The following is a 16191-nucleotide window of genomic DNA, read 5'->3' as shown; positions in this document are numbered from 1 at the left end:
TTTTGGGTATGGTAGCAAATTTCCTGAAAGTATTAGCCGATGGTTGCGATTAGCGCCTGGTTTCAGGGGGCTCCGGATTGTCCCAGATGCCCGGTGCCAGTTGGCTTTTAATTTCCGGAAAACGATTCGGGTCGAAAACGGGTGTTTTACCTAACTTTAACTGCCGCAGGTAATCGATACTGAGATCGCGGGCGACAGGCGAAAGCAGCAGAATTGCCGTGAGGTTAGTGACAGCCATAAACGCCATTGCTACGTCTGCCATTTGCCAGACTAATGGTAATGGAGAAAGGGTGCCAAACATTACCATTACCAGTGCCAGGCAACGGAATAGTACAGTAGCGAAAGGACTTTTTTGTTGTAAAAACAGAAGGTTGTTTTCTGCATAGGCGTAGTTGGCGACAATCGATGTGAACGCAAATAGCATAACAATGAGTGCGATAAATCCGGTTCCCCACGACCCCACTACACTACTAAGCGCTTGTTGTACCAGCCTTATGCCGTTCAAGTCAGGGCTTGCCGTATCCAGGATGCCTGAAAACAAGATAATCCCAGCGGTGGCTGAACAGATGATTATTGTATCAATCAACACACCAAACATCTGCACCAACCCTTGTGATGCGGGATGTGGTGGCCATGTCGCAGCAGCCGCTGCAGCGTTAGGTGAAGAGCCCATGCCAGCTTCGTTAGAAAACATACCGCGCTGAAAACCCGTGGTGATTGCCTGACTAATAGTAAACCCCAGGGCGCCCGATGCCGCTTCTTGCCAGCCAAACGCGCTTTTGAACACTAGCGAAACCACTTCGGGTAAACGCTCGATATTCAGCACCATCACAACCAGGCTCATCAACACCCAGATAAGCGCCATAAACGGAACCAACCATTGAGATATGCGTGCAGTACCGCGCATCCCGCCCCAAATCACGCCCGCAGTTAAGACAACGAGTGCAATGCCAACCCAGGTTTTGGGAATGCCGAAAGCGTTGTTAACGGCATTTGCGATTGAATTCGCCTGCACAGCGTTAAAAATCAAACCAAAGGCTATCATCAAGAAGATGGAGAACATCACGCCCATCCAGCGCATTCCCAGCCCACGTTCCATATACCACGCCGGGCCACCGCGATAATTGCCTTCGCTATCACGTGTTTTATAAAGCTGGGCAAGGGTGCATTCGACAAAAGAAGTCGCCATTCCGAGCATGGCTACGACCCACATCCAGAAAATAGCACCTGGACCACCGAGTGTTAGAGCCAGCGCCACGCCAGAAAGATTACCACTACCTACACGGGCAGCGAGGCTTGTGCAAAGCGCCTGAAATGAGGATATTCCGGAAGAATCTTTATTTTTATTCGCCAGAATTATGCTTCGAAACTGGGTCAAATAGCGGAATTGTACAAAACCACAGCGCCAGGTAAACCAAAGGCCTGCGCCGACTAACAAATAAATGAGGATGGAACCCCATAGTATCTCATTGATAAAAAGGAAAAAATCCGCCATTAACATCCCTCGTTTGCATGCGTTGTGAGCACAGCTAATGCGCGGTGGCCGCGCATGATCCTTTAGATTGCAGGCAAATAATACACGGTATTTATCAGTTTCGCGTTCAGTTCCTGCCGATGTGTTGCTGCGGTTGCACCTGAATTGCGTCGTGATATCATCAAGCCAGACCGGTTACATCCCCCTAACAAGTTACATCTAATGAGAAACACTATCATGACGGATAAATTGACCTCCCTGCGTCAGCTAACCACAGTAGTTGCGGACACCGGGGATATTGCGGCAATGAAGCTGTATCAACCGCAAGATGCCACCACTAACCCATCTCTGATCCTGAACGCTGCGCAAATTCCTGAATATCGCAAACTGATTGATGATGCGATTGCATGGGCGCGTGAGCAGAGCAGTGATCATGCACAACAGGTTGTGGATGCGACTGACAAGCTGGCGGTGAATATTGGTCTGGAAATCCTGAAACTGATCCCAGGTCGTATTTCTACTGAAGTTGATGCGCGTCTGTCTTATGACACCGATGCCAGCATCACTAAAGCAAAACGTCTGATCAAAATGTACAACGATGCGGGTATCAGCAATGATCGTATCCTGATCAAACTGGCTTCTACCTGGCAAGGCATCCGTGCTGCTGAGCAGCTGGAAAAAGATGGCATCAACTGTAACCTGACTCTGTTGTTCTCCTTCGCTCAGGCACGTGCTTGTGCAGAAGCCGGTGTGTTCCTGATCTCTCCATTTGTAGGTCGTATCCTTGACTGGTACAAAGCGAACACCGATAAGAAAGAGTACGCACCGCATGAAGATCCAGGTGTGGTTTCTGTTTCTGAAATCTACCAGTACTACAAACAGCATGGTTACGAGACTGTGGTTATGGGCGCAAGCTTCCGTAACCTGGGCGAAATCATCGAACTGGCTGGCTGTGACCGTCTGACCATCGCACCTGCTCTGCTTAAAGAGCTGGCTGAGAGCGAAGGCGCGGTTGAACGCAAACTGTCTTACACTGGTGATGTGAAAGCACGCCCAGAGCGTATGACTGAATCCCAATTCCTGTGGAGCCACAACCAGGATCCAATGGCCGTTGATAAACTGGCTGATGGCATCCGTAAGTTTGCTATCGACCAGGAAAAACTGGAAAAAATGATCGGCGACCTGCTGTAATCATTGCGCGTGGCCGGAGCTCTCTGGCCACGCTTTTTAGTGTTTCACCCTGTCTGCAACGCCCTCCACCGTGTATCATTCCGTTAAGTTTGATGATTTCCCGGGAATGATATGAATACCTTACGCATTGGCTTAGTTTCCATCTCTGACCGCGCCTCGAGCGGTGTATATCAAGATAAAGGCATTCCGGCGCTTGTTGACTGGCTGGAGCGCACCTTAACGACTCCATTCCAGATTGAAACGCGCTTAATCCCCGATGAGCAACCGCTTATTGAACAGGCGCTGTGTGAGCTGGTGGATGAAATGGCGTGTCATTTGGTGTTAACCACTGGCGGTACAGGCCCGGCGCGTCGTGATGTCACGCCTGATGCAACGCTTGCGGTTGCCGATCGTGTAATGCCTGGCTTTGGCGAGCAGATGCGCCAGATAAGCCTGCACTTTGTACCGACGGCCATTCTTTCACGTCAGGTTGGCGTAATTCGCAAACAGGCACTCATTCTGAATTTACCTGGGCAGCCGAAGTCTATCCAGGAAACCCTGGAAGGCGTAAAAGATGCTAATAACAAGGTTGTAGTGCCGGGGATTTTTGCGAGTGTACCGTATTGTATACAGTTATTAGATGGTCCATACATTGAAACGGATAGCTCTGTGGTAGCAGCTTTTCGCCCTAAAAGTGCCATTCGCGATACAAACTCCTAAAACCAAGTTGTTTGCGGTATAAGATGTAGTCACTCTGGCATGTGGAGTGTGGTTCGTTATAGTGAATTTGCTTTACAGCAAAATGGAAGCTAATAACCACACTCTACTCTGGAAGCAGGCTCTTATGGCACAACAACTCAATTCAACACATCGCACCAGACCCCTGAATCGTCAGGATTACAAAACCCTGACCCTTGCCGCTTTGGGTGGTGCGCTCGAATTCTACGACTTTATTATTTTCGTCTTTTTTGCCACCGTCGTTGGTGCGCTTTTCTTCCCGGCCGATATTCCTGAGTGGCTTCGTCAGCTACAAACTTTTGGTATCTTTGCCGCAGGCTATCTGGCTCGTCCGCTGGGTGGGATCATCATGGCGCACTTCGGCGACCTGGTTGGCCGTAAAAAAATGTTCACCTTGAGCATTTTACTGATGGCGCTGCCCACGCTTGCGATAGGGATGTTGCCAACCTATGAAACACTCGGTATCGCGGCACCTATATTGCTACTTCTGATGCGCGTGCTTCAGGGGGCGGCAATCGGTGGTGAAGTGCCAGGAGCATGGGTATTTGTCGCAGAACACGTTCCCTATAAACGTATTGGTATTGCATGTGGCACCTTAACTGCTGGTTTAACCGCCGGTATTTTGTTGGGTTCCGTGGTCGCGACCATTATTAATACCTCGATGACCCAGCAGGCAATCCATGATGGCGGCTGGCGTATACCGTTCTTCCTCGGTGGGATTTTCGGCTTGGTGGCGATGTATCTGCGCCGTTGGTTGCAAGAAACCCCAATCTTCCTTGAGATGCAGCAACGCAAAGCGCTGGCAGAAGAGTTGCCGTTGAAATCGGTCATCGCAAACCATAAAAAAGCGGTGGTGATTTCGATGCTGCTAACCTGGTTGTTGTCGGCGGGTATTGTGGTGGTCATTTTGATGGCACCAACCTGGTTGCAAAAACAGTTGGGTATTGCGCCAGCATTGACGCTTCAGGCGAACAGTATCGCCATCGTGATGTTGTGCATCGGTTGTATTCTGGCTGGGCTGATTATTGACCGTATAGGTGCCAGCAAGACCTTTACTTTCGGCAGCTTGTTATTGGCCGTGTGCAGTTGGATGTTCTATCACCTGACGGCAATTTATCCTGAATATCTTTTCTTATTCTATGGGCTTGCTGGTTTGAGCGTTGGTGTTGTGGGGGCAGTGCCGTTTGTGATGGTGCGAGCATTCCCGGCGGAAGTGCGTTTTAGCGGTATTTCGTTCTCTTACAATATGTCGTATGCCATTTTTGGTGGCCTGACGCCAATCTTTGTCACGATGTTATCTGCCATATCACCAATGGGACCAGCCTGGTATGTACTGGCGCTGGCAATGGTTGGGCTGGGATTGGGGATTTGGTTACGCAAAGATTTAACGCATGAAGATAAAGTGGTGGAAAGGCCGCTGCAACATTCATAAAAAAACGCGGAGGCTAGCCTCCGCGTTTTTGTTTTCTTACACGTGAGTGTAGAAATTAGTGTTTTTCACCAATTGGCAGCACGGTACGGCCAAACTGCTCATTGAGCACTTCGCCCATTGCCAGATAAATGGCGCTTGCACCACATACCAGGCCAATCCAACCCGCAACGTGAACGATGCTTTCGTTATCTACCAGGTGGCCAATAGCCAGCAGGGCAAACAGTACGGTCAGGCTACCAAACACGAACTGCAGCATACGTGGCGCAGAAGCCAGGGTGCCGAAGAACATGAACAGGGTGAAGATGCCCCACAGACCGAGATATGCACCGAGGAAGTGTGCGTTCGCAGCATCTGCAAGACCCATCTTAGGCATGATCAAAATGGCGACCAGAGTCAGCCAGAAAGAGCCATAAGAAGTGAAAGCTGTCAGGCCGAAAGTATTACCTTTCTTGAATTCCAACAGGCCGGCAAAAATTTGTGCGATACCACCGTAGAAAATGCCCATTGCAAGGATGTTGACATCAAAAGGGAAGATGCCGGTGTTATGCAGGTTGAGCAGAATGGTGGTCATGCCGAAGCCCATCAAGCCCAGGGGAGCTGGATTAGCCAACTTAGTGTTGCCCATAGTTCCTCTAAAATTCGTCTGAAAATGATTATATGTAGTCGCCACACAACTGCTAAAGGGCAGCGGGGCGCGGCATCATAATCAGGTCGAGAGCCTGAGTCCATGATCTAAACAGGTGTGAAGATGAAAATTTTTTTTGCCTTGCCCCTTGATGGCGAGCCGAGTGACCCCATCTTGTATGCAACCGCAGTTGATGGACCTGTAAAAAATCATGTTTGGGCAGTTGAAAGACTCTTGTTTGCCCGCATAACAGGTTCACGACCATATGACGAACAAATTTTAAGTGGAGACGTTTAGATGGGTAAAATTATTGGCATCGACTTGGGTACTACCAACTCTTGTGTAGCGATTATGGATGGTACTACTGCTCGCGTTCTGGAAAACGCCGAGGGCGACCGCACCACTCCTTCTATCATTGCTTATACGCAAGATGGTGAGATTCTGGTTGGTCAGCCGGCTAAACGTCAGGCAGTGACTAACCCGCAGAACACACTGTTCGCGATCAAACGCCTGATTGGCCGTCGCTTCCAGGATGAAGAAGTGCAGCGTGATGAAGCTATCATGCCGTACAAAATTATTGGCGCTGATAACGGTGATGCATGGATCGACGTTAAAGGCCAAAAAATGGCACCTCCGCAGATCTCTGCTGAAGTGCTGAAGAAAATGAAGAAAACTGCTGAAGATTACCTGGGCGAACCGGTAACTGAAGCTGTTATCACCGTTCCTGCATACTTCAACGATGCTCAGCGTCAGGCTACTAAAGATGCTGGCCGTATCGCAGGTCTGGAAGTGAAACGTATCATCAACGAACCAACCGCAGCGGCTCTGGCCTACGGTCTGGATAAAGAAGTTGGTAACCGTACTATCGCGGTATACGACTTGGGTGGTGGTACTTTCGATATCTCTATCATCGAAATTGATGAAGTTGATGGCGAGAAAACCTTCGAAGTTCTGGCAACCAATGGTGATACCCACCTGGGTGGTGAAGACTTCGATAGCCGTCTGATCAACTACTTAGTGGAAGAGTTCAAGAAAGATCAAGGTATCGATCTGCGTAACGATCCACTGGCTATGCAGCGTCTGAAAGAAGCTGCTGAAAAAGCGAAAATTGAGCTGTCTTCTGCTCAACAGACCGACGTGAACCTGCCGTACATCACAGCAGACGCGACTGGTCCAAAACACATGAACATCAAAGTGACTCGTGCGAAACTGGAATCCCTGGTCGAAGACCTGGTAAACCGTTCTATCGAGCCGCTGAAAGTTGCACTGCAAGATGCTGGCCTGTCTGTATCCGATATCCAGGACGTCATCCTGGTTGGTGGTCAGACTCGTATGCCAATGGTGCAGAAGAAAGTTACTGAGTTCTTTGGTAAAGAACCACGTAAAGACGTTAACCCGGATGAGGCTGTTGCAATCGGTGCAGCTGTTCAGGGTGGTGTGCTTGCTGGTGACGTGACTGACGTACTGCTGCTGGACGTTACCCCGCTGTCTCTGGGTATCGAAACCATGGGCGGTGTGATGACTTCACTGATCAATAAAAACACCACCATCCCGACTAAACACAGCCAGGTGTTCTCCACAGCTGAAGATAACCAGTCTGCGGTGACCATCCATGTGATTCAGGGTGAACGTAAACGTGCGGCCGATAACAAATCTCTGGGTCAGTTCAACCTGGATGGTATCAGCCCGGCACCGCGTGGCATGCCACAAATCGAAGTCACTTTCGATATCGATGCTGATGGTATCCTGCACGTTTCCGCGAAAGACAAAAACAGCGGTAAAGAGCAGAAAATCACCATCAAGGCTTCTTCTGGTCTGAATGAAGAAGAAATCCAGAAAATGGTGCGCGATGCGGAAGCTAACGCTGAGGCTGACCGTAAGTTCGAAGAACTGGTACAGACTCGCAACCAGGGTGACCACCTGATGCACAGCACTCGTAAGCAGGTTGAAGAAGCAGGCGATAAACTGCCAGCTGACGACAAAACTGCAATCGAATCTGCACTGAGTGCGCTGGAATCTTCTCTGAAAGGCGAAGACAAAGCTGACATCGAAGCGAAAATGCAGGCGCTGGCGGAAGTTTCTCAGAAACTGATGGAGCTGGCTCAGGCACAGCATGCAGAACAGCAAGCAGGTAACGCTACTGACGCTGGTAACTCTGCAAGCAAAGACGACGATGTTGTTGATGCTGAGTTCGAAGAAGTTAAAGACAAAAAATAATCGCCCTTTGAGCGGTTGATTCACTGGCACGGGCGTCGAGGTTTTCCTCTGCGCCCGTGCACGCATGTTAGGGGCAGACAAAAAAGATGGCGAAGAGAGACTATTACGAGGTTTTAGGCGTTCCGAAAAACGCGGAAGAGCGTGAAATCAAGAAAGCCTACAAACGCCTGGCAATGAAGTTCCACCCGGATCGTAATCAGGGTGACAAAGAGTCCGAAGGCAAATTTAAAGAAATCAAAGAAGCCTACGAAATCCTGACCGACGAGCAAAAACGTGCGGCCTATGACCAGTATGGTCATGCAGCGTTTGAGCAAGGCGGTATGGGCGGTGGTGGTCACGGCGGATTTGGCGGTGGCGGTGCTGACTTTGGTGATATCTTTGGCGACGTATTCGGTGACATCTTCGGTGGTGGCCGTCGTCAGCGTGCATCCCGCGGTGCCGATTTACGCTACAACATGGACTTAACGCTGGAAGAAGCCGTCCGTGGCGTGACTAAAGAGATCCGCATTCCAACGCTCGAAGAGTGTGGTGTTTGCCACGGTAGCGGCGCGAAAGCGGGCTCTAAGCCACAGACTTGCCCGACTTGTCATGGACAAGGCCAGGTACAAATGCGTCAGGGCTTCTTTACCGTGCAGCAAAGCTGTCCGCACTGTCAGGGTCGCGGTTCAATTATTAAAGATCCGTGCAATACCTGTCATGGGCATGGCCGTGTAGAGAAAACTAAGACCCTGTCGGTGAAAATCCCGGCTGGCGTTGATACCGGTGACCGTATTCGTCTGGCAGGTGAAGGCGAAGCAGGTGAGCATGGTGCGCCATCAGGTGATTTATACGTCCAGGTTCAGGTTAAACAGCACCCAATCTTTGAGCGTGAAGGTAATAACCTGTATTGCGAAGTGCCTATTAACTTTGCGATGGCCGCATTGGGTGGCGAGATTGAAGTCCCGACACTGGATGGTCGTGTAAACCTGAAAGTGCCTGGTGAAACGCAAACTGGCAAATTGTTCAGAATGCGTGGTAAAGGGGTGAAATCTGTACGTGGCGGGGCTCAGGGGGACCTGTTATGCCGCGTTGTTGTAGAAACCCCGGTTAGCCTGAATGAAAAGCAAAAACAATTGCTGCGCGATCTGGCGGAAAGTTTTGGTGGGCCAAGTGGTGAAAAGAACAGTCCGCGTTCAAAGAGCTTCTTTGATGGCGTGAAGAAATTCTTTGACGATCTAACCCGCTAAACTTAACTTCCTTCTTGGTTGTAAAAAGCCTGAATCGAATATTTTTGATTCAGGCTTTTTTTATGCGCGTGTTATTCATTAGTTTTTTATGTGATTCGATTCGTTATTTCCGATCATTTGTTGCAATATAATCTACTTTTATCGATGTGTTAGACAGGCTATGCTTAATACATATTAATGCCCTAAATGATTTAAGGCAGTTTGAAAATCGGGATGAAAAGATGACAAAAAAACTAAAATACTTTTTCAATAATGATGCCTCCAGCGGCATCTTTTTAATCCTTGCCGCTGTACTGGCAATGGTTCTTGCCAACCTGAGTTCCACCAGTGAGCTGTACCAGTCGTTTTTAAATACACCGGTAGAGGTGCGTATTGGTTCGCTGGATATCAGTAAAAATCTACTGCTGTGGGTCAACGATGCATTGATGGCAATCTTCTTCCTGATGATTGGCCTTGAAGTAAAACGCGAAATGGTTAGCGGCTCGCTTGCCAGTATGCGTCAGGCGTCGTTCCCGGTTATCGCGGCATTAGGTGGCATGGTTGTCCCGGCGGCAATCTATTTGCTGTTTAACTTCCAGGACCCAATCACGCGTGAAGGTTGGGCGATTCCGGCGGCAACTGATATCGCTTTCGCGCTGGGTATTCTGGCATTGCTGGGCAACCGCGTACCTGTCGCGCTTAAAGTGTTCCTGATGGCTTTGGCCATTATTGACGACCTGGGCGCAATCGTGATTATTGCTCTGTTCTACACCAGCGATCTTTCAATCCTTTCGCTGGCTGTTGCTGCAGGTGCTATCGCTGTACTGGCATTACTGAATATCTGCAATGTGCGCCGTACTGGTTTGTATATTCTGGTTGGTGTGGTGCTGTGGACCGCAGTATTGAAATCGGGCGTACACGCAACACTTGCTGGGGTAATCATTGGTTTCCTTATCCCATTGAAAGAAAAAGATGGGCGTTCTCCGGCGAAAGAATTGGAGCATGTGCTTCATCCCTGGGTCGCATTCTTGATCCTGCCGTTGTTTGCTTTTGCCAATGCAGGCGTTTCATTAAGCGGTGTGACTTTTTCCGGGTTGACCTCGTTGCTACCGATGGGGATTATGGCGGGTCTGTTTATCGGCAAGCCACTGGGTATTAGCCTGTTCTGCTGGGCTGCACTGAAACTGAAGCTGGCAACCTTGCCTGAAGGGACGACCTGCAAGGAAATCATGGCGGTCGGCGTGCTGTGCGGGATTGGCTTCACAATGTCTATCTTTATTGCATCGCTGGCATTTGACGGTGCAGACCCTGCGCTGATTACCTGGGCTAAGCTGGGCATTCTATTGGGGTCACTGTTCTCAGCTGTCGTCGGTTACTGCATGTTGAGAAGCCGCTTCAGCTCGCCGTTACAGCATCATTAATTTTATCTACTAACGGCTCCTCGGGAGCCGTTAGCTAATGGATTGTTTATCAGGGAGTGAAAAACATATGTCACACATAAATTACAACCATCTATATTACTTCTGGCATGTCTGCAAAGAAGGGTCAGTGGTAGGTGCTGCTGAAGCGCTCTACTTAACACCACAAACAATCACCGGCCAGATCAAAGCGCTGGAAGAACGCCTGCAAGGTAAACTCTTCCGCCGCCAGGGGCGTGGTCTGGTTCCTTCTGAATTAGGCCAGCTTGTTTTCCGCTATGCAGACCGTATGTTTACCTTGAGCCAGGAAATGCTGGATATCGTGAACTACCGCAAAGAATCCAGCCTGTTGTTTGACGTTGGTATTGCAGACGCATTATCAAAACGTCTGGTGAGCGGCGTGCTTGATGCGGCTGTTGTTGAAGATGAGCAAATCCACCTGCGCTGTTTTGAATCGACTCACGAAATGCTGCTTGAGCAATTAAGCCAACATAAACTGGATATGATCATCTCTGACTGCCCGATAGATTCAACTCAGCAGGAAGGGCTATTCTCGGTGAAAATCGGCGAATGTGGGATTAGCTTCTGGAGCCAAAATCCGTTGCCAGATTTACCTTTCCCTGCCTGTCTTGAAACCCGACGTTTGTTGATTCCAGGCCGCCGTTCGATGTTAGGGCGTAAGATTTTGAACTGGATTAACACTCAGGGGTTGAAGGTGGAAATTCTCGGTGAGTTTGATGATGCCGCCCTGATGAAAGCCTTTGGTGCTGCACACAATGCAATTTTTGTGGCGCCAACGCTCTATGGGCAGGATATCTACAACGATGAGAACATTGTCGAGATTGGGCGCATTGAGAACGTGATGGAAGAGTACCACGCGATATTTGCAGAACGCATGATTCAACATCCGGCGGTACAGCGTGTGTGTAACCGGGATTACTCAGCGTTATTCAAAGAGGCTTAAATCTGGACTCAAATTTCAGATATAAAAAAACCGGCGTAAGCCGGTTTTTTTCAAGCTAACAACAAGTTGGTGATTAAGCCAGTTTGTTGATTTGCGCTACAAGGTTAGCCTTATGACGCGCAGCTTTGTTTTTGTGGATCAGACCTTTGCTAGCCTGACGATCCACGATTGGTTGCATTTCGTTAAATGCTTTCTGTGCAGCAGCTTTGTCGCCAGTTTCAATCGCTGCGTATACTTTCTTGATGAAAGTACGCATCATAGAGCGACGGCTTGCGTTGTGCTTACGAGCCTTTTCAGACTGTACAGCACGTTTCTTAGCTGATTTGATATTAGCCAAGGTCCAACTCCCAAATATGATCTATGTAGACAATTCAAAGGCCGAGGAATATGCCCTCTTAGCCTTCTTTTGTCAATGGATTTGTGCAAATAAGCGCCGTTAAATTTACGGAGCCTCTTACGTTGTGATGGCGCGGATTCTACCAGCATAACGGTCATGAATACAGCTTTAAGCAACAAAAATCGTCCAGTGATGCGCATCTACGTAGAAACCAGGTGCCAGTTCGATGAAATCCTTAATGCTTTATGCCAAAGGGTACAATCGCCGGTTAACCTTCACCGTGGTAATTGATATAATCCGCCGATTTCCACTGTTTTGAGCCAGCCATGAAGCTGATACGCGGCATACATAATTTACGCCAGAACCACCACGGGTGTGTCCTCACCATTGGGAATTTCGATGGCGTGCATCGAGGCCACAAGTCCCTGCTAAAAGGGTTGTGTGCACAAGGGCGTGCGCGAAATCTGCCGGTGATGGTCATGATCTTTGAACCGCAACCGCTTGAGCTGTTCGCGGGCGATAAAGCCCCAGCGCGCCTCACACGCCTGCGCGAAAAGCTGCGTTATCTGGCTGAGTGTGGTGTGGACTACGTGCTGTGTGTGCGATTTGACAGGCGCTTTGCTGCGCTCACGGCGCAAAACTTTGTCAGCGAACTTTTGGTCGACCGCCTCGGGGTAAAATTCCTCGCCGTAGGTGATGATTTCCGCTTTGGTGCTGGTCGCCAGGGGGATTTCTTGTTATTACAGAAGGCTGGCCTCGAATATGGTTTTGACGTCACCAGTACGCAGACTTTCTGCGAAGGTGGAGTACGAATCAGCAGTACGGCTGTTCGCCAGGCACTGGCTGATGACGATTTAACGCTTGCCGAGAGTTTACTGGGTCATCCGTTTATCATCTCAGGGCGTGTTGTCCATGGTGATGAACTGGGGAGAACCATTGGTTTCCCAACGGCTAACTTACCGTTGCGTCGTCAGGTTTCCCCTGTCAAAGGGGTGTTTGCGGTAGAAGTCGCAGGCCTTGGCGATAAACTGCTGCCGGGCGTTGCCAACATTGGTACACGGCCAACGGTAGCGGGCCTGCGCCAACAGCTGGAAGTCCATTTGCTGGACGTTGCAATGGACTTGTATGGGCACCATATTGATGTGGTGCTGCGTAAAAAAATACGAAATGAACAACGGTTTGCTTCGCTTGATGAACTGAAAGCGCAAATCGCCAAAGATGTGGTAACCGCCCGCGAATTTTTTGGGCCTAATACCTGAGCAAGCTAACAACGGAACCGAGAATCTAATGAGTGACTTTAAATCTACCCTGAATTTACCGGAAACAGGGTTCCCGATGCGTGGCGATCTCGCTAAACGCGAACCGGGCATGCTGGCTCGCTGGAATGATGATGACCTGTACGGTATCATCCGTAATGCAAAGAAAGGCAAAAAATCCTTCATTCTGCATGATGGCCCTCCATACGCGAACGGCAACATTCACATTGGTCACTCAGTTAACAAGATTCTGAAAGACATTATCGTAAAGTCCAAAGGGCTTTCCGGTTTTGACTCTCCGTATGTTCCTGGCTGGGACTGTCACGGTCTGCCAATTGAGCTGAAAGTAGAACAGTTGATCGGTAAACCCGGTGAGAAAGTTTCTGCGGCTGAATTCCGTGCTGCGTGCCGTAAATATGCGGCTGAGCAGGTAGATGGGCAGCGTGCCGATTTCATTCGTCTGGGTGTTTTGGGCGACTGGTCACGTCCGTATCTGACTATGGACTTCAACACCGAAGCGAACATCATTCGTGCGCTCGGTAAAATTGTCGGTAATGGCCACCTGCATAAAGGCGCTAAACCTGTGCACTGGTGTGTCGACTGCCGTTCAGCTCTGGCTGAAGCAGAAGTTGAATACTATGACAAAACCTCCCCATCAATCTTTGTTAGCTTCCAGGCCGTTGATGCAGATGCGGTAAAAGCTAAATTTGGTGTAGCGCAGGTTGATGGCCCAGTTTCTATGGTTATCTGGACTACGACGCCGTGGACACTGCCTGCTAACCGTGCAGTCTCCCTGAATGCTGAGTTCGAATATGTTCTGGTGCAAGTTGATGGTCAGGCGCTGATCGTTGCCAAAGATTTGCTCGAAAGCGTAATGAAAAGCGCAGCTATCGCCGAGTGGACGGTTCTGGGTACTGCCAAAGGCGCGGATCTGGAATTAACCCGTTACAAACACCCGTTCTTAGATTTCGATGTTCCTGCGATTCTGGGCGACCACGTTACGCTGGAAGCGGGTACCGGTGCGGTTCACACCGCCGGCGGCCACGGCCCTGACGACTATGTGATCAGCCAGAAATACAACCTGGAAATCGCAAACCCGGTTGGCCCGGACGGTTGCTACCTGCCTGGTACTTATGAAGGTCTGGACGGCGTTCAGGTGTTCAAAGCTAACGACCTGATCGTTAACATTCTGCGTGATAAAGGCGCTCTGCTGCACGTTGAAAAACTGCTGCACAGCTACCCGCACTGCTGGCGCCACAAAACGCCGATCATCTTCCGTGCTACGCCGCAGTGGTTTATCAGCATGGATCAAAAAGGTCTGCGTGAGCAGTCGCTGAAAGAGATCAAAGGCGTGCAGTGGATCCCGGACTGGGGCCAGGCGCGTATCGAATCCATGGTAGCTAACCGCCCGGACTGGTGTATCTCTCGTCAGCGTACCTGGGGCGTGCCAATGTCTCTGTTCGTACACAAAGACACGGAAGAACTGCACCCGCGCACGCTGGAGCTGATGGAAGAAGTCGCTAAACGTGTTGAACAAGACGGCATCCAGGCGTGGTGGGATCTCGATCCGCGTGACATCATGGGTGACGACGCTGACAACTACACCAAAGTGCCAGACACCCTGGACGTGTGGTTCGACTCCGGCTCAACGCACTCATCGGTGGTTGATGTGCGCCCTGAATTCAACGGCCATGCGGCAGACATGTATCTGGAAGGTTCGGATCAGCACCGCGGCTGGTTCATGTCTTCCCTGATGATTTCGACGGCAATGAAAGGCAAAGCGCCTTACCGCCAGGTACTGACTCACGGTTTCACCGTGGATGGTCAGGGCCGCAAAATGTCCAAATCCATCGGTAACACCGTTTCTCCGCAGGACGTGATGAACAAACTGGGCGCGGATATTCTGCGTCTTTGGGTGGCATCAACGGATTACACCGGTGAAATCGCCGTGTCTGATGAGATCCTGAAACGCGCTGCTGACTCTTATCGTCGTATCCGTAACACCGCACGTTTCCTGTTGGCGAACCTTAACGGCTTCAATCCAGAAACCGATATGGTGAAACCGGAAGAGATGGTGGTACTGGACCGCTGGGCAGTGAGCTGTGCGCAGGATGCACAAACCGACATCCTCGCAGCGTACGAAAACTACGACTTCCACGAAGTGGTGCAACGCCTGATGCGTTTCTGCTCCATCGAAATGGGCTCCTTCTATCTCGATATCATCAAAGACCGCCAGTACACCGCGAAATCCGATAGTGTTGCACGTCGTAGCTGCCAGACTGCTCTGTTCCACATTGCAGAAGCGCTGGTTCGCTGGATGGCACCAATCATGTCCTTTACCGCTGACGAAATCTGGGCATTCCTGCCTGGCAACCGTGAGAAATACGTCTTCACTGGCGAGTGGTATGAAGGTCTGTTCGGCCTGGCTGACAGCGAAACGATGAACAATGAATACTGGGACACGCTGCTAACCGTGCGTGGCGAAGTGAACAAAGTTATCGAACAAGCGCGTGCTGATAAGCGTGTGGGCGGCTCTTTGGAAGCGGATGTCACTCTGTTTGCTGACAACGAACTGGCTGCGAAGCTAAACAGCCTGGGCGAGGAATTGCGATTTGTCCTGTTGACCTCCGGCGCTGAAGTTGTCGATTATGCGCAGGCAACTGAAGACGCACAGCAAAGCGAAATCCTGAAAGGATTGAAAGTTGCTCTGCGTAAAGCCGACGGTGAGAAATGCCCGCGTTGCTGGCATTACACCACCGACGTCGGTCAGGTAGCGGAACACGCAGAAATCTGTGGCCGCTGTGTAACCAACGTAGCCGGTGACGGCGAAAAGCGTAAATTTGCCTGATGAGTAAATCGATTTGTTCTACCGGACTGAGCTGGCTGTGGCTGGTGGTCGTGGTACTGATCGTCGATCTGGGCAGCAAATACCTGATCCTCCAGCATTTCATGCTGGGGGACACCGTATCGCTGTTCCCGTCGTTGAATCTGCACTATGCCCGCAATTACGGCGCCGCATTTAGTTTCCTTGCGGATAAAGGCGGCTGGCAGCGCTGGTTCTTCGCGGGTATCGCTATTGGTATCTGCGTGATTCTGGCGGTGCTGATGTACCGTGCAAAAGCAAGCCAGAAGCTGCATAACATCGCCTATGCTTTAATCATTGGCGGTGCACTTGGTAACTTGTTTGACCGGTTATGGCACGGTTTTGTGGTCGACATGATTGATTTCTATGTCGGCGACTGGCACTTCGCCACGTTTAACTTAGCTGATACGGCAATCTGTATCGGTGCGGCGCTGATTGTGCTGGAGGGCTTCTTTGTCTCCTCCGACAAGCCCGCAAAGCAAAAAGGGTAAC

General features: G+C 50.1%; 14 protein-coding genes. 11 read left to right on the top strand and 3 right to left on the bottom strand.

Translation table 11 applies throughout. The features are described from left to right. Positions 1 to 49: 49 nt before the first annotated feature. A complete protein-coding gene (locus tag IX31_RS14730) occupies positions 50 to 1495 on the bottom strand; it encodes an alanine/glycine:cation symporter family protein (protein ID WP_034459409.1) in 1446 nt (481 codons plus the stop codon). Between the two features lie 216 nt (positions 1496 to 1711). On the opposite strand from IX31_RS14730, the gene tal reads away from it, so the two are divergent. From tal to IX31_RS14715, 3 genes are all read left to right on the top strand, one after another. Beyond that, positions 1712 to 2665 (top strand): transaldolase, encoded by a 954-nt coding sequence (gene tal, locus IX31_RS14725; RefSeq protein WP_034459407.1) that lies wholly within the window; start codon positions 1712 to 1714, stop codon positions 2663 to 2665. 111 nt (positions 2666 to 2776) lie between these two features. Then, complete coding sequence (gene mog / locus IX31_RS14720) at positions 2777 to 3364, top strand: molybdopterin adenylyltransferase (protein ID WP_034459404.1); 588 nt, start codon at positions 2777 to 2779, stop codon at positions 3362 to 3364. 124 nt (positions 3365 to 3488) lie between these two features. Further along, positions 3489 to 4814, top strand: coding sequence for an MFS transporter (locus IX31_RS14715; RefSeq protein WP_034459401.1), 1326 nt, complete (start codon positions 3489 to 3491; stop codon positions 4812 to 4814). A 55-nt stretch (positions 4815 to 4869) separates the two neighbouring features. Here the strand turns inward: IX31_RS14715 and satP are convergent, their stop codons facing one another. Continuing rightward, positions 4870 to 5439, bottom strand: coding sequence for an acetate uptake transporter (gene satP, locus IX31_RS14710; protein WP_034459399.1), 570 nt, complete (start codon positions 5437 to 5439; stop codon positions 4870 to 4872). A gap of 123 nt (positions 5440 to 5562) precedes the next feature. On the opposite strand from satP, the gene IX31_RS23425 reads away from it, so the two are divergent. From IX31_RS23425 to nhaR, 5 genes are all read left to right on the top strand, one after another. Beyond that, positions 5563 to 5736: a hypothetical protein gene (locus IX31_RS23425; RefSeq protein WP_154150710.1), complete on the top strand. Its 174-nt coding sequence runs from the start codon at positions 5563 to 5565 to the stop codon at positions 5734 to 5736. After that, entirely contained in the window at positions 5737 to 7656 is a 1920-nt protein-coding gene (gene dnaK, locus IX31_RS14705; protein ID WP_034459397.1) for a molecular chaperone DnaK, read from the top strand. It abuts the gene before it with no gap. 86 nt (positions 7657 to 7742) lie between these two features. Beyond that, positions 7743 to 8882: a molecular chaperone DnaJ gene (gene dnaJ / locus IX31_RS14700; RefSeq protein WP_034459395.1), complete on the top strand. Its 1140-nt coding sequence runs from the start codon at positions 7743 to 7745 to the stop codon at positions 8880 to 8882. A 221-nt stretch (positions 8883 to 9103) separates the two neighbouring features. Then, entirely contained in the window at positions 9104 to 10282 is a 1179-nt protein-coding gene (gene nhaA / locus IX31_RS14695) for a Na+/H+ antiporter NhaA (RefSeq protein WP_034459393.1), read from the top strand. A gap of 67 nt (positions 10283 to 10349) precedes the next feature. Continuing rightward, a complete protein-coding gene (gene nhaR / locus IX31_RS14690; protein ID WP_034459392.1) occupies positions 10350 to 11243 on the top strand; it encodes a transcriptional activator NhaR in 894 nt (297 codons plus the stop codon). 73 nt (positions 11244 to 11316) lie between these two features. On the opposite strand, the gene rpsT is transcribed toward nhaR, so the two are convergent. Then, positions 11317 to 11580 (bottom strand): 30S ribosomal protein S20, encoded by a 264-nt coding sequence (rpsT, locus tag IX31_RS14685; protein ID WP_034459390.1) that lies wholly within the window; start codon positions 11578 to 11580, stop codon positions 11317 to 11319. Positions 11581 to 11906: 326 nt separating this feature from the next. Here rpsT and ribF point away from each other — a divergent pair, with 326 nt between their 5' ends. The 3 genes from ribF to lspA are packed head-to-tail and all read left to right on the top strand — an operon-like array spanning position 11907 to position 16190. Further along, the gene (ribF, locus tag IX31_RS14680; RefSeq protein ID WP_034459389.1) at positions 11907 to 12839 is read left to right on the top strand and encodes a bifunctional riboflavin kinase/FAD synthetase; all 933 of its coding nucleotides are present in this window, start codon (positions 11907 to 11909) and stop codon (positions 12837 to 12839) included. Between the two features lie 28 nt (positions 12840 to 12867). Further along, positions 12868 to 15684, top strand: a complete 2817-nt coding sequence (gene ileS, locus IX31_RS14675) for an isoleucine--tRNA ligase (protein WP_034459388.1) — start codon at positions 12868 to 12870, stop codon at positions 15682 to 15684. Beyond that, complete coding sequence (gene lspA / locus IX31_RS14670; protein ID WP_034459387.1) at positions 15684 to 16190, top strand: signal peptidase II; 507 nt, start codon at positions 15684 to 15686, stop codon at positions 16188 to 16190. Before ileS ends, lspA begins: the two co-directional genes overlap by 1 nt. The last annotated feature ends 1 nt before the right edge of the window (position 16191 follow it).

The organism is Buttiauxella noackiae, assembly GCF_000737905.1.
Classification (GTDB): Bacteria; Pseudomonadota; Gammaproteobacteria; order Enterobacterales; family Enterobacteriaceae; genus Buttiauxella; species Buttiauxella noackiae.
The sequence above is the reverse complement of the archived record's forward strand: the minus strand, read 5'-3'. Positions and strand labels throughout refer to the sequence as shown.